General features: G+C 69.2%; 14 protein-coding genes. 6 read left to right on the forward strand and 8 right to left on the reverse strand.

What is annotated here, in order from left to right; genetic code table 11:
- The 8 genes from RCO28_RS07395 to RCO28_RS07430 all read right to left on the reverse strand — a co-directional run bounded on the left by RCO28_RS07395 (nt 1) and on the right by RCO28_RS07430 (nt 12,626).
- Nucleotides 1-1,623 carry an ABC transporter substrate-binding protein gene (locus RCO28_RS07395; RefSeq protein WP_308940143.1) on the reverse strand — a complete coding sequence of 541 codons (1,623 nt, stop codon included), beginning with the start codon at nt 1,621-1,623 and terminating at the stop codon, nt 1-3.
- Between the two features lie 180 nt (nt 1,624-1,803).
- Nucleotides 1,804-2,952, reverse strand: a complete 1,149-nt coding sequence (locus tag RCO28_RS07400; RefSeq protein WP_308940144.1) for a dipeptide ABC transporter ATP-binding protein — start codon at nt 2,950-2,952, stop codon at nt 1,804-1,806.
- Nucleotides 2,945-4,003, reverse strand: a complete 1,059-nt coding sequence (locus tag RCO28_RS07405) for an ABC transporter ATP-binding protein (RefSeq protein ID WP_308940145.1) — start codon at nt 4,001-4,003, stop codon at nt 2,945-2,947. Before RCO28_RS07405 ends, RCO28_RS07400 begins: the two co-directional genes overlap by 8 nt.
- Before the next feature lie 11 nt (nt 4,004-4,014).
- Complete coding sequence (locus RCO28_RS07410; protein ID WP_308940146.1) at nt 4,015-4,965, reverse strand: ABC transporter permease; 951 nt, start codon at nt 4,963-4,965, stop codon at nt 4,015-4,017.
- Complete coding sequence (locus tag RCO28_RS07415) at nt 4,958-5,884, reverse strand: ABC transporter permease (protein ID WP_308940147.1); 927 nt, start codon at nt 5,882-5,884, stop codon at nt 4,958-4,960. The genes RCO28_RS07410 and RCO28_RS07415 overlap by 8 nt, the downstream gene beginning before the upstream one ends.
- 148 nt (nt 5,885-6,032) lie before the next feature.
- Nucleotides 6,033-7,673: an ABC transporter substrate-binding protein gene (locus RCO28_RS07420; RefSeq protein ID WP_308940148.1), complete on the reverse strand. Its 1,641-nt coding sequence runs from the start codon at nt 7,671-7,673 to the stop codon at nt 6,033-6,035.
- A 513-nt stretch (nt 7,674-8,186) separates the two neighbouring features.
- Nucleotides 8,187-10,094 carry a translational GTPase TypA gene (gene typA / locus RCO28_RS07425; RefSeq protein WP_308940149.1) on the reverse strand — a complete coding sequence of 636 codons (1,908 nt, stop codon included), beginning with the start codon at nt 10,092-10,094 and terminating at the stop codon, nt 8,187-8,189.
- Between the two features lie 177 nt (nt 10,095-10,271).
- Nucleotides 10,272-12,626 carry an ABC transporter family substrate-binding protein gene (locus tag RCO28_RS07430; protein WP_308940150.1) on the reverse strand — a complete coding sequence of 785 codons (2,355 nt, stop codon included), beginning with the start codon at nt 12,624-12,626 and terminating at the stop codon, nt 10,272-10,274.
- Nucleotides 12,627-13,069: 443 nt separating this feature from the next.
- Between RCO28_RS07430 and RCO28_RS07435 the strand changes: the two genes are divergently transcribed.
- The 6 genes from RCO28_RS07435 (at nt 13,070) to RCO28_RS07460 (ending at nt 19,923) form a co-directional block, all read left to right on the forward strand.
- Nucleotides 13,070-13,357, forward strand: a complete 288-nt coding sequence (locus RCO28_RS07435) for a hypothetical protein (protein WP_308940151.1) — start codon at nt 13,070-13,072, stop codon at nt 13,355-13,357.
- A 70-nt stretch (nt 13,358-13,427) separates the two neighbouring features.
- Nucleotides 13,428-14,252, forward strand: a complete 825-nt coding sequence (locus RCO28_RS07440; protein WP_308940152.1) for a hypothetical protein — start codon at nt 13,428-13,430, stop codon at nt 14,250-14,252.
- Between the two features lie 13 nt (nt 14,253-14,265).
- Nucleotides 14,266-16,212, forward strand: coding sequence for a fumarate reductase/succinate dehydrogenase flavoprotein subunit (locus RCO28_RS07445; RefSeq protein WP_308940153.1), 1,947 nt, complete (start codon nt 14,266-14,268; stop codon nt 16,210-16,212).
- Nucleotides 16,209-16,979 (forward strand): succinate dehydrogenase/fumarate reductase iron-sulfur subunit, encoded by a 771-nt coding sequence (locus RCO28_RS07450; RefSeq protein WP_308940154.1) that lies wholly within the window; start codon nt 16,209-16,211, stop codon nt 16,977-16,979. The genes RCO28_RS07445 and RCO28_RS07450 overlap by 4 nt, the downstream gene beginning before the upstream one ends.
- 64 nt (nt 16,980-17,043) lie before the next feature.
- Entirely contained in the window at nt 17,044-19,152 is a 2,109-nt protein-coding gene (locus RCO28_RS07455; protein WP_308940155.1) for a TPM domain-containing protein, read from the forward strand.
- Between the two features lie 57 nt (nt 19,153-19,209).
- A complete protein-coding gene (locus RCO28_RS07460; RefSeq protein ID WP_308940156.1) occupies nt 19,210-19,923 on the forward strand; it encodes a PspA/IM30 family protein in 714 nt (237 codons plus the stop codon).
- The last annotated feature ends 35 nt before the right edge of the window (nt 19,924-19,958 follow it).

A 19,958-nucleotide genomic window follows, 5' to 3' on the forward strand; every position in this document is an offset into this window, starting at 1 on the left:
TCAGCTGACCTTGATCTGGTCGTAGACCGGGACGCTGAACTGGTTGAGCTGGACGTCCGAGACCAGGTCCGAGTAGCCCGCGGAGCCGTTCTGGTACCAGAGCGGGATCGCCGGCATCTGCTCGGCGAGGATCTTCTCGGCGTCCTGGAACTTCGTCACCGCCGCGACCGGGTCGCTCTCCCGGTTGGCCTCGGCGATCAGCCCGTCGAACTCCTTGTTCTCGAACTTGCCGTAGTTCGAGGAGCCGCCGGTCGCGTACAGCGGCTGGAGGAAGTTCTGGATGAGCGGGTAGTCGGCCTGCCAGCCGGAGCGGAACGGGCCCGTCATCTTGAAGCCGGACATCTGGTTCTTGAAGTCGGCGAAGGTGCCGACCGGGTTGACCGTGCACACCGCGCCCTTGCCGAGGGCGTTGTTGATGCTGTTGCAGACCGCGTCCATCCAGTCGCGGTGCGAGCCGGTGTCCACGTTCGACGTCAACTGGACCTTGCCGCCGGGCAGTCCGCCGCCCTCGTCGATCAGCTTCTTGGCCTGCTCCGGGTTGTACGTACAGGCCTCGCCGCACAGGCCGTCCTCGTAGCCGCCCTTGTCGTGCAGGGCGGGCGAGGTCCAGTCGGTGGCCGGGGTGCGGGTCTCCTGGTAGATCTGCTTCGTGATCTCGTCCCGGTTGATCGCCATGGACAGGCCCTTGCGGACCTTCTCCATGCCGGGCTTGTTCCAGCGTTTGTCGTACATCGGGAAGACCACGGTCTGGATGATCAGCGCGGGCTGGTTGATGTACCGGTCGCCGAGGTCGCCCTTGACGTTCTTCAGCTGCTTGGCCGGAACGTCGTCGACGAGGTCGAGGTTGCCCGCCATCAGATCGGTGTACGCGGTGTTGTTGTCCGTGTAGACGACCAGGTCGACGCCGCCGTTCTGCGCCTTGTCCGGGCCCTTGTACCCGTCCCAGGTGCGCAGCTTCATCGACGAGCCTCTGGTGTACGACTCCACGGTGTACGGGCCGTTGCCCACCGGCTTCTTCAGCCAGGCGTCGTGGTCCTTGAAGAAGGCCTGCGGCAGCGGCGAGAACGCCTGGTAGCCGAGGGTCTCCGGCCAGGTGGAGAACTTCTCCTTCAGCTTCACCGTGAACGTCCGCTCGTCCTTGACGACCAGTCCTGACATCGTCTTCGCCTTGGCGTTCCCGGACTCCGGGTGGACGTCGTCGTAGCCCTGGATGTTGGAGAAGAACGGGGAGTTGTTCTGCTTGTTGTCGATGTGCGCGCCGTAGTTCCAGGCGTCCACGAAGGACTTGGCGGTGACCTTCTCGCCGTTGCTGAACGTCCAGCCGGGCTTCAGGGTGACCGTGAAGTTCTGCTGGTCGGTGGTGTCGATCTTCTCGGCGACCATGTCCTCGGCCTCGCCGGTCTTCGGGTCGTACCTCTTCAGACCCCGGAAGATCAGGTCGAGGACCTTGCCGCCCTGGACCTCGTTGGTGTTGGCCGGTTCGATCGGGTTCTGCGGGTCGCCCCAGGAGGAGCGCACGATTCCGGCACCGTCGCCGCCGGTGCTTCCGCCGCCGCAGGCCGTCGCCGCGAGTGCGACGGAGACCGCGCACACGGCCCACTTGGCATGGGTGGCTCCGCGCATGGTGTGCCTCCTCGATGCGTGACGCAGGTAGGCCCCAATACACCCCACACCCGGACAGGCCGCATGTGCACGACCGCCTTCCGTGCGCCCCCGTACGCCAAAACCCCCCGGATGCCCGAGTGGGCTTCCGGGGGGTCGAGGTGAAACAGCGTCAGGCCGATTGCGCGCCATGACACAGGGTCAGGCCGCGTGCACGACGTCCTTCTCCTCGGCGAAGTGGCAGGCCGACTCGTGCGCCGCCGGGGTGTCCGAGCTCTTGAACCGCTCGGGCACCGCGAGCAGCGGCGTCTCCTCGGCGCACTTGTCCTGCGCCTTCCAGCAGCGCGTACGGAACCGGCAGCCGGAGGGCGGGTTGGCCGGCGACGGGACGTCCCCGGTGAGGATGATCCGCTCCCGGCCCTCGCGGGCCTCCGGGTCCGGCACGGGCACCGCGGAGAGCAGCGCCTGCGTGTACGGGTGCGTCGGGTGCTCGTAGATCTGGGCGTCCGTGCCGATCTCGGCCATCTTGCCCAGGTACATCACGCCGACACGGTCGGAGATGTGCCGCACGATCGACAGGTCGTGCGCGATGAAGAGGTAGGACAGGTTGAACTCGTCCTGCAGCTTCTCCATCAGGTTGATGACCTGCGCCTGCACCGACACGTCGAGCGCGGAGACCGGCTCGTCGCAGATGATGATCTCCGGGTTGAGCGCGAGGCCGCGGGCGATGCCGATGCGCTGGCGCTGGCCGCCGGAGAACTGGTGCGGATAGCGGTTGATGTACTCCGGGTTGAGACCCACGACGTCCAGGAGGTCCTGGACCTTGCGGCGGCGGTCGCCCTTCGGGGCCGCCTCCGGGTGGATGTCGAAGGGCTCCCCGATGATGTCGCCGACCGTCATGCGCGGGTTGAGCGAGGTGTACGGGTCCTGGAACACCATCTGGATGTTGCGGCGCACGGCCTTCAGCGCACGGCCCGACAGGCGGGTGATGTCCTGGCCCTTGTAGAACACCTCGCCGGAGGTGGCCGTTTCGAGCAGCATCAGGAGCTTGGCGACCGTGGACTTGCCGCAGCCGGACTCGCCCACGATGCCCAGGGTCTCGCCCTGGTACAGGTCGAAGGAGATCCCGTCGACGGCCTTGACCGCGCCGATCTGCCGCTTCAGGAGGATGCCCTGGGTCAGCGGGAAGTGCTTGACCAGGTTGCGCACCTGAAGGATCGGCTCACCGCGCTCGACGGGCGCCTCGATCGCCTCGACCGCCTCGCTCTCGCTGGCGGCGCCGGACGCGTCCACCTCGGAGACGTTGGGCGTCGCGTCCATCGGCTCTTCGCCCTTGTTCAGCTCAGCCATGGATCGTCTCCTTCCAGAAGTGGCAGGCGCTGCCCCGGCCGGCGATGTCGCCGCCGCCCTGCTCGGTCACCTGGTGCAGGACGGGCACGTCCGTACGGCAGATGTCCTCGGCCTTCGGGCAGCGCGGGTTGAAGGCGCAACCGGTCGGGATCCGGGTCAGGTTGGGCGGCAGGCCCTTGATCGCGTACAGCTCCTGGCCCTTCTGGTCCAGGCGCGGGATCGAGTCGAGCAGGCCGCGCGTGTACGGGTGCGCGGGCCGCTTGTACAGCTCGTGCACCGGGGCGGTCTCCACGATCCGGCCCGCGTACATCACCGCGATCTTGTCGGCGACGTCGGCGACCACACCCAGGTCGTGGGTGATCAGGATCAGGCCCATGTTGAACTCCTGCTGCAGCTCAGCGAGGAGGTCCATGACCTGGGCCTGCACCGTCACGTCGAGGGCCGTGGTCGGCTCGTCCGCGATGATCAGGTCGGGCTCCAGGGCCAGCGCCATGGCGATCATGATGCGCTGGCGCATACCGCCGGAGAACTGGTGCGGGTAGTCGTTCACCCGCTCCTTGGCCGCCGGGATGCGCACCCGCTCCATCAGCTCGATGGACCGGGCCTTGGCCTGCTTCTTGTTCATGCCCTGGTGCACGCGGAACATCTCGCCGAGCTGATAGCCCACCGAGAGCACGGGGTTGAGGGCGGAGAGCGCGTCCTGGAAGATCATGGCGATCTTCTGGCCGCGGACCCTGCGCCGCTCCTCGTTGGACATGGTGAGCATGTCCTCGCCGCGGAAGCGGATCTCGCCGCGCGGGATCCGGCCGGGCGGCATGTCGAGGATGCCCATGATCGCCTGCGCGGTCACGGACTTGCCGGAGCCGGACTCACCGAGCACGGCGAGCGTCTCGCCCGCGTCCACGGTGTAGTTGACGCCGTTCACCGCCTTGGCCACACCGTCACGGGTGTGGAACTCGACGTGCAGATCGCGCACTTCGAGCAGGGGGGCGCCGGACTCGGACCCGCCGCGCGGGCCCGGGACGCTCATGGTCTTGTCGATAGTGGTCACGTACGCCCTCCTCAGCGCAGCTTGGGGTCGAGGGCGTCGCGGACCGCGTCGCCGAGCATGATGAACGCGAAGACCGTGAGCGTCAGCATTCCGGCCGGGAACATCAGCGCGTGCGGGTTGTCGCGGATCGCCTTGGAGCCCTGCGAGATGTCGATGCCCCAGGAGATCGTCGGCTCGGAGAGACCGAGGCCGAGGTACGAGAGCGTCGCCTCCGCCGAGATGTAGCCGCCCAGGGCGATCGTGGCGACCACGATGGTCGGCGCGATGGCGTTGGGCAGCACATGCCGGAAGAGCATCCGCGTGGTGCTCGCGCCGAGGGCGCGGGCCGCCGTCACGTAGTCCGCCTGCTTGGCGCTGATCACCGAACTGCGGGTGACACGGGCCATGGAGGTCCAGCCGAGGAAGGCGAGGGCCAGCACCACCACGTACACCTTGCGTTCGGTGAACGCGTTCAGGACGACCATCGCGCCGAGCAGGAACGGGATGCCGAAGAACATGTCCGTCAGCCGGGAGATGATCGAGTCGACCAGTCCGCCGAAGTACCCCGCGACCAGGCCGAGCAGGCCGCCGACGAGCGTCACCGCGGCGGTCACGCCGACGCCGACGAGGATCGAGGCGCGGGTGCCGTAGATGACGCGGGCGTAGATGGAGCGGCCCTGGCCGTCGTAGCCGAACCAGTCGGGCTGGAAAAAGTGCGTCAGCTCCGGCTTGCTCAGGAAGTGGTTCGTCAGGTCGCCCTTGGTGGGGTCGGCGCTGGTGAACAGGCCCGGGAAGGCGGCGATCAGCAGGAGCAGTACGAGGAGCGTGGCCGACACCCAGAACATGGGCCGGTGCCGCAGCTCGAACCAGGCGTCTCCCCACAGGCTGCGGGGCTTGCGCTGCTCGGGCTTCGACACGGGGGCGGCGGTGTCGCCGCCCGTCTTCTCGGCTGCCGTGAGCGTGGTCGATGAGGTGTCAGGCATACCGGATCCTCGGGTCCAGGACCGCGTACAGCAGGTCGATGACGAGATTGATCAGGAGGATGACGAGCACCAGGACCGTCACCACACCGACGATCGTGGTGCCCTCGCTCGTCTGGATGGCCCGGAAGAGCACGTTGCCGACGCCCTGAACATTGAAGATGCCCTCGGTGATGACGGCGCCGCCGATGAAGGCGCCGACGTCCGTGCCGATGAAGGTGATCACCGGGATCAGCGAGTTGCGCAGCAGGTGCACGCCCACGATGCGGCGCCGCGGCAGGCCCTTGGCGAGCGCGGTGCGCATGTAGTCGGCGCGCAGGTTCTCCGCGAAGGTGGTCCGCGTCAGCCGCGCCACGTACGCCATGGAGAGCATGGCGAGGACGAAGGCCGGCAGGAACAACTGCCCCCAGTTCTCGGAGTCCTGGACGTTCGGCGCCACCCAGCCGAGCTTGTCCGCGAGGACGAAGCGGGCGAGGTAGCCGAGCACGAACACCGGGATGGAGATCACCAGGAGCGTGAAGATCAGCACGCCGGAGTCGGGGGCCTTGCCGGCCTTGAGACCGGCCCAGGCGCCGAGCCCGATGCCGACGACGATCTCGATGGCGATCGCGAAGAGCGTGAGGCGGAGCGTCACGGGGAACGCCTCCGACATCACGTCGATGACCTGCCGGCCACCGAAGGTCTTGCCGAAGTCTCCCTGGAAGAGATTCAGCATGTAGTCGATGTACTGCTTCCAAACAGGCTGATCGAGCCCGAACTCATGGCGCAGCGCGGCGACCTGAGCGGGGTCGGCCGCCTTGTCACCCCACATCGCCCGGATGGGGTCTCCGGGAAGGATGTGGACCATGAGGAAAATCAACAGAGTCGTCCCGATGAAGATCGGGATCATCTGGAGCAGTCGCCTGGCGGCGTAGCGCCCCATCATGCCTCCATGCCGTGAGGGGTCCGGCGCAGCCTGGCACTCATCAACCGCTGGTGGGGGGTGGAGAGTTACGGGCCTACGCCTGTGGCCCGAGGCCGCCGCACCCCGTCGAAGGGGGCGCGGCGGCTCGGGCCTGCGGTCCCGGAACTTACTTCTTCTTCACCTGGACGTCGGTGAAGATCGGGTCGCCGTCCTGGCCGTAGGGAATCTTGCCGAAGACGTTGGTCGACTGACCGCTGTTGACCTTGTAGAACCACAGCGGGATGGCCGGCATGTCCTTGACGAGGAGCTGCTCCGCCTCCTGGTAGAGCTTCACCGTCTCGTCGAGGGTGGGAGCCTTGTCCGCCTTGGCGGCGAGCTCGTCGAACTCCTTGTTGGAGTAACCGCTGGTGTTACCGGCGGCCTTGCTGCCGTACAGGTCCCTCATGAAGTTCGAGTTGACCGGGTAGTCGAGCACCCAGCCACCGCGGTACATGGACTTGACCTGCTTCTTGTCACGCGCGTTCAGGTCGGCCTGGAAGGTCGGCTTGGAGTCGCCGACGCACTCGACGCCCACGGACTGCTTGATGGAGTTGCAGACCGCGTCGACCCAGGGCTTGTGGTCCTGGTCGGCGTTGTACTGGATGGAGATCTTGTTCTTCGGGACGCCGCCACCCTCCTTGATGAGGGCCTTGGCCTTCTTCGGGTCGAACTTGGCGACGTCGCCGAGAGCGCCCGGCTTGTGGCCGATGACGCCGCGGGCGACGAAGGAGTCGGCCGGGGTGCGCGAGCCGTGCAGCACCGTCTTGGTGATCTGCTCACGGTCGATCGCCATGGACAGACCCTGGATGACCTTCGGGTCGATGTCCTTGAACTGATCGGTGTAGAACGCCGGGACGATGGACTGGACCGCCGAGTACTCCTCGTCGATCGCGCGCTTGCCCAGGTCGTCCTTGTAGTTCGTCAGGGCCGTGGTCGGGACCTGCTCGATCCAGTCCAGGTTGTCCGAGCGCAGGTCCGAGTAAGCGGCGTCCGCGGTCGTGTAGTTCTTGAAGTCGATGCCGCCGTTCTTCGCGGCGTTCGGGCCCTTGTAGTCCTCGTACTTGCGGACCTTGATGAGCTTGTTGTGGTCCCACGAGACGAACTTGTAGGGGCCGTTGCCGATCGGCTTCTCGCCCGCGGCCTTCGGGTCCTTGAAGAAGGACTCCGGCAGCGGGGCCCAGACGTCGTAGCCCAGCTTGTACGCGAAGTACGAGACGGAGCCGGTCAGGGAGATGGTGAAGGTGTGCTCGTCGACGACCTTCAGGCCGGACATCTTGTCGCTCTTGGGGTCACCCTTCTCCGGGTGGACGTCCTCGTAGCCCTTGATGTCGGCGAACCAGCTGGAGTTGGTCTGGTTGTTCTTGACGTTGGCCGACCAGTTCCACGAGTCCACGTAGGACTGCGCGGTGACCGGGGTGCCGTCGTGGAACTTCCAGCCCTTCTTGAGCTTCACGGTCCAGACGGAGGAGTCCTTGTTGGGCTCGACCGACTCGGCGTTGATGTTCTGCAGCTTGCCGGTGCCGGGCTCGTAGTCGACGAGCGTGGCGAACACCGTGCGCAGGACGCGAGAGCCCTGGCTCTCCTTGGCGTTGGCGGGCTGGAGCGGGTTCTGCGGCTCGCTCAGCTGGGCGGTGACGATGCCCTTGGGATCGGCCGACCCCTTGTTCATGTCGTCACTGCCGCTGTTGCCGCCGCCGCCACAGGCGGTCGCACCCAATGCGACGACGCTGGCTATCGCGACCCATTTGGCGCTCTTGGCACCGCGCATGGGTTCCTCCTCATGAGTCCACTTGTTCACTACAAGAGAGGGCACGCGACATCCCACCGACACCCCTGACGGCGCGAGTTGAGTGCCCCAGTGTGCTCGTGAGTCGGCGCTCCCCACAGCGCGTGACCCATTGACCCGAGCTCTTCGCGCTCAACTATTAGCCATGGGGTTCGGCCCGGCCACACCCTTTTGGTCTCGGTTCGATCACACCTGACACGTACATCTTCCGAAATGTGGACAAACCGATCCTAGATAGATGGCCGCGAAACGGACTCGTTACCCATCTATCGGTCAGCTACGTCCGGTATTCGGACGGCCCGTGAGACAAAACCTGTTGCGCGTACGGCGCCGCGGGTCACTTCCGTTCAAGGCGCGTAGACCCGACGCCGGGAACGACCCCGGAAAACGCCGACTGGCCCGACTCTACGCCGAGTTGGGCGTGGAGTCGGGCCAGTCGGAAAGGCTCTGGCGGAGCCTCAGGTGTGCTGGGGTGCCTCAGCTGTGTTCGGTGCCTCAGCTGTGCTTGGCGCGCGAGGCGTTGCGGGCGCGCTCGGTCTTGTTCAGGTTGACCTTGCGGATACGCACGGCCTCCGGGGTCACCTCGACGCACTCGTCGTCGCGGCAGAACTCCAGGCACTGCTCCAGGGAGAGCTTGCGGGCCGGCACCACGTTCTCGGTGGTGTCCGCGGAAGCCGCACGCATGTTGGTGAGCTTCTTCTCCTTGGTGATGTTCACGTCCATGTCGTCGGCGCGCGAGTTCTCGCCGACGATCATGCCCTCGTACACCTCGGTGCCGGGCTCGGTGAACAGGACGCCGCGCTCCTGCAGGTTGATCATCGCGAACGGGGTGACCGAACCGGCGCGGTCGGCGACCAGCGAACCGTTGTTACGGGTCGTCAGCGTGCCGAACCACGGCTCGTGGCCCTCGTGGATGGAGTGCGCGATACCCGTACCGCGGGTGTTGGTGAGGAACTCCGTACGGAAGCCGATGAGGCCACGGGACGGGACGACGAACTCCATGCGGACCCAGCCGGAGCCGTGGTTCGACATGTTGTCCATGCGGCCCTTGCGGACGCCCATGAGCTGGGTGACGGCGCCCATGTGCTCCTCGGGCACGTCGATCGTCATGCGCTCGACCGGCTCGTGCGTCTTGCCGTCGATCTCCTGCGTGACGACCTGCGGCTTGCCGATGGTCAGCTCGAAGCCCTCGCGGCGCATCTGCTCGACCAGGATCGCCAGGGCCAGCTCACCGCGGCCCTGCACCTCCCAGGCGTCGGGGCGCTCGGTGTCGAGGACGCGGAGCGAGACGTTACCGATCAGCTCGCGGTCCAGGCGGTCCTTGACCTGGCGGGCGGTGACCTTGCGGTCCTTGACGGCGGCCTTCGCGTCGGCGCCCTTGCCGGTGCCGCCGCGGCCGACGAGCGGCGAGGTGTTCGTACCGATCGTCATGGAGATCGCGGGCTCGTCGACCGTGATCAGCGGCAGCGCGACCGGGTTCTCCGGGTCGGCCAGGGTCTCGCCGATCATGATGTCCGGGATACCGGCGACGGCGCAGATGTCACCGGGGCCCGCGACCTCGGCGGGCTTGCGGGTGAGCGCCTCGGTCATCATCAGCTCGGAGATGCGGACGTTCGCGACGGAGCCGTCGCGCTTCATCCAGGCCACGGTCTGGCCCTTGCGCAGCTCGCCCTGCTCGACGCGGAGCAGCGCGATACGGCCGAGGAAGTTGTCGGCGTCGAGGTTCGTGACGTGCGCCTGCAGCGGGCCGTTCTCGTCGAACTTGGGCGCCGGGACGTGCTCCAGGAGCGTGGTGAAGAACGGCTCCAGGTTGGTGGAGTCCGCCGGGACCGTGCCGTCCTCCGGCTTGGTCAGCGACGCGACGCCGTCACGGCCGCAGGCGTAGACGATCGGGAACTCGATCTGGTCCTCGTCGGCGTCCAGGTCGAGGAAGAGGTCGTACGTCTCGTTGACCACCTCGTCGATCCGGGAGTCCGGGCGGTCCGTCTTGTTGATGCAGAGGATGACGGGCAGCCGCTGCATCAGGGCCTTGCGCAGCACGAAGCGGGTCTGCGGCAGCGGGCCCTCGGAGGCGTCGACGAGCAGGACGACCGCGTCCACCATCGACAGGCCGCGCTCGACCTCGCCACCGAAGTCGGCGTGGCCGGGGGTGTCGATGATGTTGATCGTGATGGCGTCGCCGCCATCCTTGGGGTGGTACTTCACCGCCGTGTTCTTCGCCAGGATCGTGATGCCCTTCTCACGCTCCAGGTCGTTCGAGTCCATCATGCGGTCGTCGAGCGACTCGGCGGCGTGCGCGGCGAATGCACCCGCCTGCTTGAGCATGGCGTCGACGATGGTCGTCTTGCCGTGGTCGACGTGGGCGACGATGGCGACGTTACGAATGTCATGGCGCGTGGGCATACTTGCGGCGCTTCTCCCGGGAAGAGTGGTCGGCTGGCGCGTACGGTCCGGTACGCGAGCCCTGCCGGGCTGGACACGCCACGGCCTCACCCCATCCTACGTTGACCTCGCAGGGGCGGCATGGGCGGGGTCCGCGAGGAGGTCCGGGGCAGGCGCCCCGAACCCCCTCCCACGTCGCTACTTCTTCGGCTTCCCGGCCCCCGGCTTCACGTAGCCGATGTCCTCGAAGTGCGGCGTCTCGAAGCCGAAGGCGCCCGCGTTCGCGAGGTTCGGCCGCGCCGCGTACAGCTGCGGCCGCTGGTAGAGCGGGAGGGAACCGGCCGCGGCCCAGATCCGGGCGTCGGCCTTGCGCACCAGCTCCCGCGCCTTCGCCTCGTCCAGCTCCGCCACGGCCTGCTCGAAGAGCTGGTCGATGTGGTCGGTGCCGACGCGGGTGTAGTTCTGCTCGACGTTCAGCGACCCGTCGGCCGCGGGCACCGGCTTGGCGAAGATCGGCCGGCCGTCGGTGGCCGGGTAGGCGGAGGCGGGCCACGAGTAGAGCGCCAGGTCGTACTGGCCGGACGCGATGTGGTCCTTGAAGTAGCTGTCGTCCTCGACCTTCTCGATCTCCGTACGGACCCCGATCCGCTCCAGCATGCGGGAGATCTTGTCGCCGACGGTACGCAGCGACTCCGAGCCGGGACCGGAGGGGAGGACGAAGCGGAGGGTCAGCGCCTTGCCGTCCTTGGCCATCGGCCCGGAGGCGGGCTTGGCCGCGGAACCCTTGGCGCCCTTCCCCTTCTCCTTGTCCTGCTCCTTCTCCTTGTCCTTCTCCTTCTCCTTCTTCTGTGGCTCGGCTTCCTTCTTGTCCTTGGCCTTCTCGCCGTCCCCCTCCTTCTTCTCCTTCTCCTTCTTCTCCTTCTCTTCCTTCTCGTTCTTGGCCTTCTCGTCCTTCGGGGCGGCCGTGCCCTTCGGGGCGTACGCGCCCGGGACCGCGTCCCTGCTCTTCGCCTGCTGCCGGTCGTCCCGGTCGGCGGGCTTGTCGTCCTGGCCGACGATGTACGTGCCGTCGCCGGACTCGGACTCGGAGCCGGACTCGGAGCCGGACGAGCCGGCCTCGGACTCCTTCTCCGACTTGCCCTTCTCCTTCTTCTCGGACTCGGAGCCCGCGCCCTTCTCCTCGAGCACACCGCCGCGCTCCCAGCCCGCCTCGGCGAGCAGGGCCTGGGCCTCGGCGGTGTCCTGGCTGCCGAGGGCCTTGCTGTTGTCGGCGTACGCGTACTGCCCGGCGAGGGCGAGGTGGCTGCCGACCGGCTTCGCGGGGAGGCCGAGCGGCTTGAGCACGGTCTCGGCGATCTCGGCGCGGTCGATGGCGCGGGCCACGGCACGGCGGACGCGCTCGTCGGCGAGCGGGCCCTCGGCGCCGTTCAGGGCGAGCTGGGTGTAGGCCGGTTCGAGGGACTTGCGGACCTTGAAGCCGCGCAGGCCGTTCTGCTGTTCCGCGTACTGCTTGATCGCCTTGCGGTTCTTCTCGCGGGCCTCGATCTCCTCTTCCGCCTGCTCCTCCCCCTTCGCGCCGTGTGCGATCGCCCAGGAGCGCAGCGCCTGTGCGGGGGTCAGGTCGGCGCCGGGGCCGTGGGTCAGCGGGCCCTTGGCGCCGGCCTCGCGGCGGGCGAGCTCGATCCGCTCCGCATCGTTGGCACCGATCTCGGCCAGGTCGACCTTGCCCTCGGCGAGCGCGGCTGCCCGTTTCGCGCGCGGTACGGCACGGAAGACCAGCTTCTCCAGCTTGGCGGGCTCACCCCACCAGCGCGGGTTGCGGACCAGCGTCATCTCGCCGGCCTTGCGGTCCGTCTTCGCGATGCTGAACGGTCCCGCGGAGACCTTCAGCTTGCCGCGCGCCCCGTCGTTGAAGCTGTCCGGCGTCCCCATGACCTCCTTGGGGTACAGCGGCGAAAACAGCGAGCGCCAGTCCGCGTACGGCTTGGCGAAGGTGACCCGTACCTCCAGGTTGTTGGCGCCGCGCTCGACCTTCTCGATGCGGTCGTACCCGGCGTTGCGGGCGGTCCAGTACGCGCTGTCCTTGCCGGACAGGGCACGCCACTGGGCGGCGAAGTCGGCGGCGCCGATCTCCCGGCCGTCGCTCCAGACCGCCTGCTGGTTGAGCTTGTAGAGCACGACCTGCTTGGGCTCGCGCTCGATGACCTCGGCCTTCTCCAGGAAGTCCGGGTTGGCCTGCGGGCGGCCCTTCTCGTCGAGCGTGAACATCGACGGGAGTACGGCGCCGGCGACGCGGTTCGTGGCCGGATCGGCGTCCGCCTGGAAGGAGTTGAGGGTCTGCGGCAGTCCGTCCACGGCCCAGGTGACCTTGCCCCCGTCGACGAGTCGGTCGCGTGCCGCGGGCGCGATGTCCTGACCGGCGGTGGGGGTGCCGGACTCGTCGCTCGAGCCGCAGCCGGCCAGGGCGGGCACGGCGAGGACTCCCGTGGTGAGGAGGGCGGCAGCTCTGCGGACATGGCGCTTTCTGACGCCGGCCGAATCGATTCGGGCCATGGCTAGGTACCTCCGGGGCTCGCCCGGCCGCCCGAATCCGGTGTAGGCCGGGTTTGATCACGTTTGGCGGTATAAGGAGTTGATCACACCTATCGCCCCCACTGAAGGTGACCGGTGCGCGCCCGCGCCACAGACACGGCGACACGCCGCCCGAACCCCACCCACCCGGCCCAACAGCGCCCCATTGGCCGAGGGTGGGGCAGGCCGTCGAGGCGTACCGTCGGAAGTGGGACGGCGGGCCGTACAGCTGAGGGCCGGCCGCCCTGCCGCGAGCGAGAGCGCGGCCACCGGAGGTCGATCGCGGGCGCTGAGCGCAAGGGACCGGCCACTCGGTGCACCGAAGCGTTCAATCCGCGCGCATCCCTTCACAACCCAGGATGTGACGCGCGACACTCGCAGGCGCATGAGGATGCCACCGCACCACCGCGGAAGTGAGGGCAGTCATGTCTCTTCAAGACGATCTGAAAGCCGCGCAGCGCTCCCTGGACGAGCTCGGGCGCTCCGTCGACAGCCTGGAGCGGCAGGTCGGCGACACCCTTGACGTACGCCGGGTGCGCGCCGACACCGACCATCTGCGCGCCAGCCTCGCCCAGCTCCGCGAGGCCGCACCCGGACAGGGCCCCGGCGCCCGCCCCGAGGTGATCCGGATCCCGGACAAGCCGTACGACAGCTCTCTGTGGTCGGACGTGGACGACGAGGGCCTGGGCGCGAAGGACCGGCACGCACCCTGACAACCGGCCCGGGTGGAACCCACCCCCGTCCCCCACCGACGACCGGTAGCTCTCCCCACTGGAGATCCCGTTGGCCACTGGCACCGAACCCGACCTCGATCCCGCGGGCGGGGTGCGCGGCGCCTCGCGTGCCGCCATCGCCGCCCCGCATCTGCGCACCGACCGCTGGTGGCTTTCGCCCGCGCTGACCGCCGCGGGCCTGCTCGCCTTCGTCGTCTACTCGACCTGGCGGGCCTTCGCGAACGCGGACTACTACGCGGCGCCCTATGTCTCGCCGTTCTACTCGCCGTGCCTGGCGGAGAACTGCGTCCCCATGAAGGGCGGGCCCAACTGGGAGATCTTCGGGAGCTGGTGGGGCCTGTCCCCCGCTCTCCTCATCCTGATCTTCCCGCTCGGCTTCCGGCTGACCTGCTACTACTACCGCAAGGCGTACTACCGGGGCTTCTGGGCCTCGCCGCCCGCCTGCGCCGTGGCCGAGCCGCACAAGAAGTACAGCGGTGAGACGCGCTTCCCGCTGATCCTGCAGAACATCCACCGGTACTTCTTCTACGCGGCCGTGCCGGTCGCCGTGATCCTCACGTACGACACCGTGCTCGCCTTCCGGGACGAGAGTTACGCGTGGGGGCACATGGGGCTCGGCACCGTGGTGATGCTGGTGAACATCGGGCTCATCTGGGCGTACACGCTGTCCTGTCACTCCTGCCGGCACATCGTCGGCGGCAAGCTGAAGCACTTCTCGAAGCACCCGGTGCGGTACCGGATGTGGCAGTGGGCAGGGAAGCTGAATGCCCGTCATATGCAGCTCGCCTGGGCCTCGTTGATCAGCGTGGCCGTCGCCGACCTGTACGTGTATCTGCTCGCCACCGGCGCCTTCGCCGACCCGCGGTTCTTCTAGGAAGGGTGCCTCGATGACTCAGGTGGAGCGGCAGCAGTGGGACGTGGTCGTGGTCGGCGCGGGCGGCGCCGGCCTGCGCGCCGCGATCGAGGCGCGCGAGCAGGGTGCTCGTACGGCCGTGATCTGCAAGTCGCTGTTCGGCAAGGCGCACACGGTGATGGCCGAGGGCGGCATCGCCGCGGCGATGGGCAACGCCAACGAGCACGACGGCTGGCAGGTGCACTTCCGCGACACGATGCGCGGCGGCAAGTTCCTCAACCAGTGGCGGATGGCCGAGCTGCACGCGCGCGAAGCACCGGACCGCGTATGGGAGTTGGAGACCTGGGGCGCGCTCTTCGACCGGACCGCGGACGGGCGGATCTCGCAGCGGAACTTCGGCGGGCACGAGTACCCGCGGCTCGCGCACGTCGGCGACCGTACGGGACTTGAGCTGATCCGCACGCTGCAGCAGAAGATCGTCGCCCTGCAGCAGGAGGACTTCCGGGAGACCGGGGACTACGAAAGCGGGTTGAAGGTCTTCCAGGAGTGCACCGTCACCCGGATCGTGAAGGACGCCGACGGCCGGGTCGCCGGAGTCTTCTGCTACGAGCGGGAGTCCGGGCGGTTCTTCGTCATCGAGGCGTCGGCCGTGGTGATCGCGACCGGCGGCATCGGCAAGTCCTTCAAGGTGACGTCGAACTCGTGGGAGTACACGGGTGACGGCCACGCCCTCGCCCTGCTCGCGGGCGCGCCGCTGCTCAACATGGAGTTCGTGCAGTTCCACCCGACGGGCATGGTCTGGCCGCCGTCCGTGAAGGGCATCCTGGTCACCGAGTCGGTGCGCGGCGACGGCGGGGTGCTCCGGAACTCCGAGGGCAAGCGGTTCATGTTCGACTACATCCCGGACGTCTTCAAGGAGAAGTACGCGGAGTCCGAGGCCGAGGGCGACCGCTGGTACGACGACCCCGACAACAACCGCCGCCCGCCGGAGCTGCTGCCCCGCGACGAGGTGGCCCGCGCCATCAACGCCGAGGTGAAGGCCGGCCGCGGCTCCCCGCACGGCGGGGTGTTCCTGGACGTGTCGACGCGGATGCCCGCCGACCGGATCCGGCGCCGGCTGCCGTCCATGTACCACCAGTTCAAGGAGCTGGCCGACGTGGACATCACGGCCGAGGCGATGGAGGTCGGCCCGACCTGCCACTACGTCATGGGCGGCATCGCGGTCGACTCGGACTCGGCGGCGGCGCGCGCCGTGCCGGGCCTCTACGCGGCGGGCGAGGTGGCCGGCGGGATGCACGGCTCCAACCGGCTCGGCGGGAACTCGCTCTCCGACCTGCTCGTGTTCGGGCGGCGGGCCGGACAGCACGCGGCGCAGTACGCGGCCGGGCTCGGTGAACGGCCCGCGCTCGACGAGGGCCAGGTGGACGCCGCCGCGGCCGAGGCGCTGCGGCCGTTCTCGGCGGAGGGTCCCACACCGGGCGAGGCGGACGAAGGGCGGCCGCCGGAGAACCCGTACACCCTGCATCAGGAGTTGCAGCAGGCCATGAACGATCTCGTCGGGATCATCCGGCGGGAGCCCGAGATGGAGCAGGCCCTTAAGAAGCTGGCCGATCTGCGGGTGCGGGCGCGGCGGGCCGGGGTCGAGGGGCACCGGCAGTTCAACCCCGGCTGGCACCTCGCCCTGGATCTGCGGAACATGCTGCTCGTCTCGGAGTGCATCGCGCGGGCCGCCCTGGAGCGCACCGAGTCGCGCGGCGGGCACACGCGCGAGGACTGGCCCGAGATGGACCGGCAGTGGCGGCACGCCAACCTGCTGTGCCGGCTCGCCGATCCCACCGGCGGGCTCGCGGCCACCGACCCGGTGCGCGGCCAGATCCGCCTCGAACGCGAGGAGACCGAACCCATCCGACCCGACCTGCTCGCCCTGTTCGAGAAGGAAGAGCTGGTCAAGTACCTCAGCGAAGAGGAGCTCGGGAGTTGAGTTCGTACGAAGCGGGCTTCAGGGTCTGGCGCGGGGACACCGAGGGCGGCGGCCTGGAGGACTACAGGGTCGAGGTCAACGACGGCGAGGTCGTGCTCGACATCATCCACCGGCTGCAGGCGACGCAGGCCCCCGATCTGGCCGTGCGCTGGAACTGCAAGGCGGGCAAGTGCGGTTCGTGCTCGGCGGAGATCAACGGGCGGCCGCGGCTGATGTGCATGACGCGGATGTCGGTGTTCTCGCGCGAGGAGACGATCACGGTGACGCCGCTGCGGGCGTTCCCGGTGATCCGCGATCTCGTCACGGATGTGGGCTTCAACTACAAGAAGGCGCGGGAGATCCCCTCGTTCGTACCGCCGCGGGAGCTGGGGCCCGGTGAGTACCGGATGACGCAGGAGGACGTGGACCGCTCGCAGGAGTTCCGCAAGTGCATCGAGTGCTTCCTGTGCCAGGACACCTGCCATGTGGTGCGTGACCACGAGGAGAACAAGGGCGCCTTCGCGGGCCCCCGCTTCCTGATGCGGATCGCCGAGCTGGACATGCACCCGCTGGACGCCGCCGACGCCGAGGGCCTCGACCGCAAGACGACCGCGCAGGACGAGCACGGCCTCGGCTACTGCAACATCACCAAGTGCTGCAGCGAGGTGTGCCCGGAGGGCATCCACATCACCGACAACGCCCTGATCCCGCTGAAGGAGCGGGCCGCCGACCGGAAGTACGACCCGCTGGTGTGGCTGGGCAACACGATCCGGCGGCGCGGGCGCTGAGCCCCACAAGGGGTTCCACGGCGCCCGGTCGCGACCGGGCATAACGGGACATACGCTCCCCCATGTGACGTCTTCCCGTTCGCTGCCCGGCGTGGCGCTCGTCGCGACAGCACTCGCCGCGTTCGGCCTGTTCCTGTTGGCCCCGCCGCCACGGGCGTACGCCGACGACCCGGTCAGGCTCACCGGCGGCGGGCAGATCACCGACAAGGTAGGAGCGCTCGGCAACCGCGAGGACGCCGTCGAGCAGGCACTCGACCGGCTCTACGCGGACGGCGGGGTTCAGCTCTTCGTCGCGTACGTGCAGGACTTCTCCGGCCGTGACGCGCGGAGCTGGGCCGACGCGACGGCCCAGCGCAACGGCCTGGGCGCGGACGACGCGCTGCTCGCCATCGCCACCCGGGACCGGCAGTACGCCACCTCCGTGGACCAGGACTCGCCGCTCACCGACGCCCAGCTGCGGGAGGTCTCCCGTACCGCGATCGTGCCCGCGCTGCGGCAGAACGACTGGGCGGGCGCCGCGATGGGGGCCGCCGACGGGTACCTGGCCGTGCTCGCCGGGCAGCCCGTGCCCACCCCGAGGATCACGCCCGGCCTCGCCGATCCCGGCTCGGGCGCGAAGGGGATCACCGGGGACCTGGTGCTGCCGATCGTCGTGGTCGGCGGCGCGGGGGCGCTCGCGGCGTATGCGTACACCCGGCGCAAGCGGCGGGCCGCCACCCGCACCACCCCGCACGGCGGCGAGCGGGGCCCGCCGGTGGCGCCGCTCGACGAGCTCGACGCCGAGGCGAAGCGGCTGCTCGTCGCGACGGACGACGCGGTCCGCACCAGCACCGAGGAACTCGGCTTCGCCCGCGCCCAGTTCGGCGACGAGGCGGTGGCGCCGTTCGGTGCGGCGCTCACGTACGCGAACAGCGAGCTGACGGCGGCCTTCCGGCTGCGGCAGCGGCTCGACGACGCGACGCCGGAGAACGACACGACACGGCGGCGGATGCTGGAGGAGATCGTCGCCCGCTGCACCACCGCCGACCGGCGGCTCGACGCCGAGGCCGCCGCCTTCGACCGGCTGCGCGACCTGGAGAAGCACGCGCCGGACGCGCTCGCCCACGCCGGGGAGGAGTACCGGCGGGTCGGCGCACGGGCCGACACCGCCGCCGCCACGCTCACCGCGCTCAGCGGCCGGTACGCGGACTCCGCCGCCGCGCCCGTCGCGGGCCATGTCGACGAGGCGCGCGATCGGCTCGTCTTCGCCGAGGCCCAGCTGGCTCCGGCCCGGGAGGCGGTGAGCGCGGGTGACAACGGGCGGGCCGCGGTCCATCTGCGGGCCGCCGAGGGCGCGTTGGACCAGGCGGGCACGCTCGTGGACGCGGTGGACCGGCTCGCGCAGGAGATCGCCGAGGCGAGCGGGAAGCTGCCGGGTGCGCTCGTCGAGACCGACACGGACCTGGCGGACGCGCGCGGCCTCCTCAAGGGCACGGCGCCCGGGACCTCCACGGCCGACCTGCAGGGACGGATCGCGCGGGCCGAGTCGGTCGCCCAGGACGTGCGCGCGGAAGTGGCCGCCGGGCGCTACGACCCGATCGACGCGCTGCGCCGGGTCGAGGAGGCCGACGCGGCCCTCGACGAGGCGCTCGCCGGCGCGCGCGAACGCGAGAGCGCGGAACGGCGCGCCCGCGCGCTGCTCGACCAGGCCATGCTCACCGCGCGCAGCGCGATCGGCGCGGCGTCCGACTACGTGACGACCCATCGCGGCGCCGTCGGCAGCGGCGCCAGGACCCGGCTCGCCGAGGCCGAGCGGCACCTCGCGCAGGCGGAGTCGCTCGCCGCGGACGACGCCTCGGGCGCCCTCGCCACGACTCAGCGCGCGGACGCCCTGGCCAGGGAGGCACGGCAGCTCGCGGAGCAGGACGTGGGCGGGTTCGAGAGTCCGTACGGCGGCGGGTTCGGCGGTCCGACCGGCACGGTCGGCGGGCGCGGCGGGGGCGGGATGGGCGGCGCGGTGCTCGGCGGGATCATCCTCGGCGAGCTGCTGGGGGGCGGGCGGTCGCGCGGAGGCGGCGGGTTCGGAGGCGGGTTCGGGGGCGGCGGGTTCGGCGGCGGCTTCGGCGGGGGCGGGCCGGGGAGTTTCGGGGGCGGCGGGACGCGGGGGCGCAGGGGCGGCGGGGGGCGCTTCTGACTCGTACGCCTGCCAGGTCCCTCTCGTACGGCTTACCCCTTGTGCAAGGAGACAGAGATGAGCAAGCAGACCATCCTCGGGCGGGTCGCCCAGCTCGCGAAGGCCAACATCAACGCGTTGCTCGACCAGGCCGAGGATCCGCAGAAGATGCTGGACCAGCTGATCCGCGACTACACGAGCAACATCTCCGAGGCGGAGGAGGCGGTGGCCACGACCATCGGCAATCTGCGGCTCCTGGAGGCGGACCACCGGGAGGACGTGGACGCGGCCGGCGAGTGGGGCGGCAAGGCGCGCGCCGCCAGCAACAAGGCCGACCAGCTGCGCGCCGCCGGCGAGGGCGCGGACGCCGACCGCTTCGACGCGCTCGCCAAGGTGGCCCTTCAGCGGCAACTGCAGTCCGAGCGGGAGGCGAGGGACGCGGAGCCGACGATCGCCGCGCAGACGGAGGTGGTCGAGAAGCTGAAGTCGGGGCTTGACCGGATGAAGGGGAAGCTGACCGAACTCCAGTCGAAGCGCGACCAGTTGGTAGCTCGGGCCAAGACCGCGCAGGCGCAGAACCAGATGCTGGATGCGGCCCGGAGCATCGACGTACTCGACCCTACGAGTGAGCTGGGGCGGTTCGAGGAGAAGGTGCGGCGGGAGGAGGCGCGGGCGCTGGGCAAGGAGGAGTTGGCGGCGTCCTCCCTTGACGCGCAGTTCGAGGAGTTGGACGTAGCGTCCGACCAGGCGGAGATCGAGGCGCGGTTGGCTGCGCTGAAGCAGACGGCTTGATCCCTTCCCCGCCCCTTCCCGAAATCCTGCGGAGC

Origin of the sequence: Streptomyces sp. LHD-70 (genome assembly GCF_031157275.1) — a bacterium.
GTDB lineage: Bacteria > Actinomycetota > Actinomycetes > Streptomycetales > Streptomycetaceae > Streptomyces.

Bases quoted from the DNA above. Each gene is read 5' to 3' on its own strand.
- RCO28_RS07395 (WP_308940143.1), bottom strand. From the start codon at position 1,623: ATGCGCGGAGCCACCCATGCCAAGTGGGCCGTGTGCGCGGTCTCCGTC.
- RCO28_RS07400 (WP_308940144.1), bottom strand. From the start codon at position 2,952: ATGGCTGAGCTGAACAAGGGCGAAGAGCCGATGGACGCGACGCCCAAC.
- RCO28_RS07410 (WP_308940146.1), bottom strand. From the start codon at position 4,965: ATGCCTGACACCTCATCGACCACGCTCACGGCAGCCGAGAAGACGGGC.
- RCO28_RS07415 (WP_308940147.1), bottom strand. From the start codon at position 5,884: ATGGGGCGCTACGCCGCCAGGCGACTGCTCCAGATGATCCCGATCTTC.
- RCO28_RS07420 (WP_308940148.1), bottom strand. From the start codon at position 7,673: ATGCGCGGTGCCAAGAGCGCCAAATGGGTCGCGATAGCCAGCGTCGTC.
- typA (WP_308940149.1), bottom strand. From the start codon at position 10,094: ATGCCCACGCGCCATGACATTCGTAACGTCGCCATCGTCGCCCACGTC.
- RCO28_RS07430 (WP_308940150.1), bottom strand. From the start codon at position 12,626: ATGGCCCGAATCGATTCGGCCGGCGTCAGAAAGCGCCATGTCCGCAGA.
- RCO28_RS07435 (WP_308940151.1), top strand. From the start codon at position 13,070: ATGTCTCTTCAAGACGATCTGAAAGCCGCGCAGCGCTCCCTGGACGAG.
- RCO28_RS07445 (WP_308940153.1), top strand. From the start codon at position 14,266: ATGACTCAGGTGGAGCGGCAGCAGTGGGACGTGGTCGTGGTCGGCGCG.
- RCO28_RS07460 (WP_308940156.1), top strand. From the start codon at position 19,210: ATGAGCAAGCAGACCATCCTCGGGCGGGTCGCCCAGCTCGCGAAGGCC.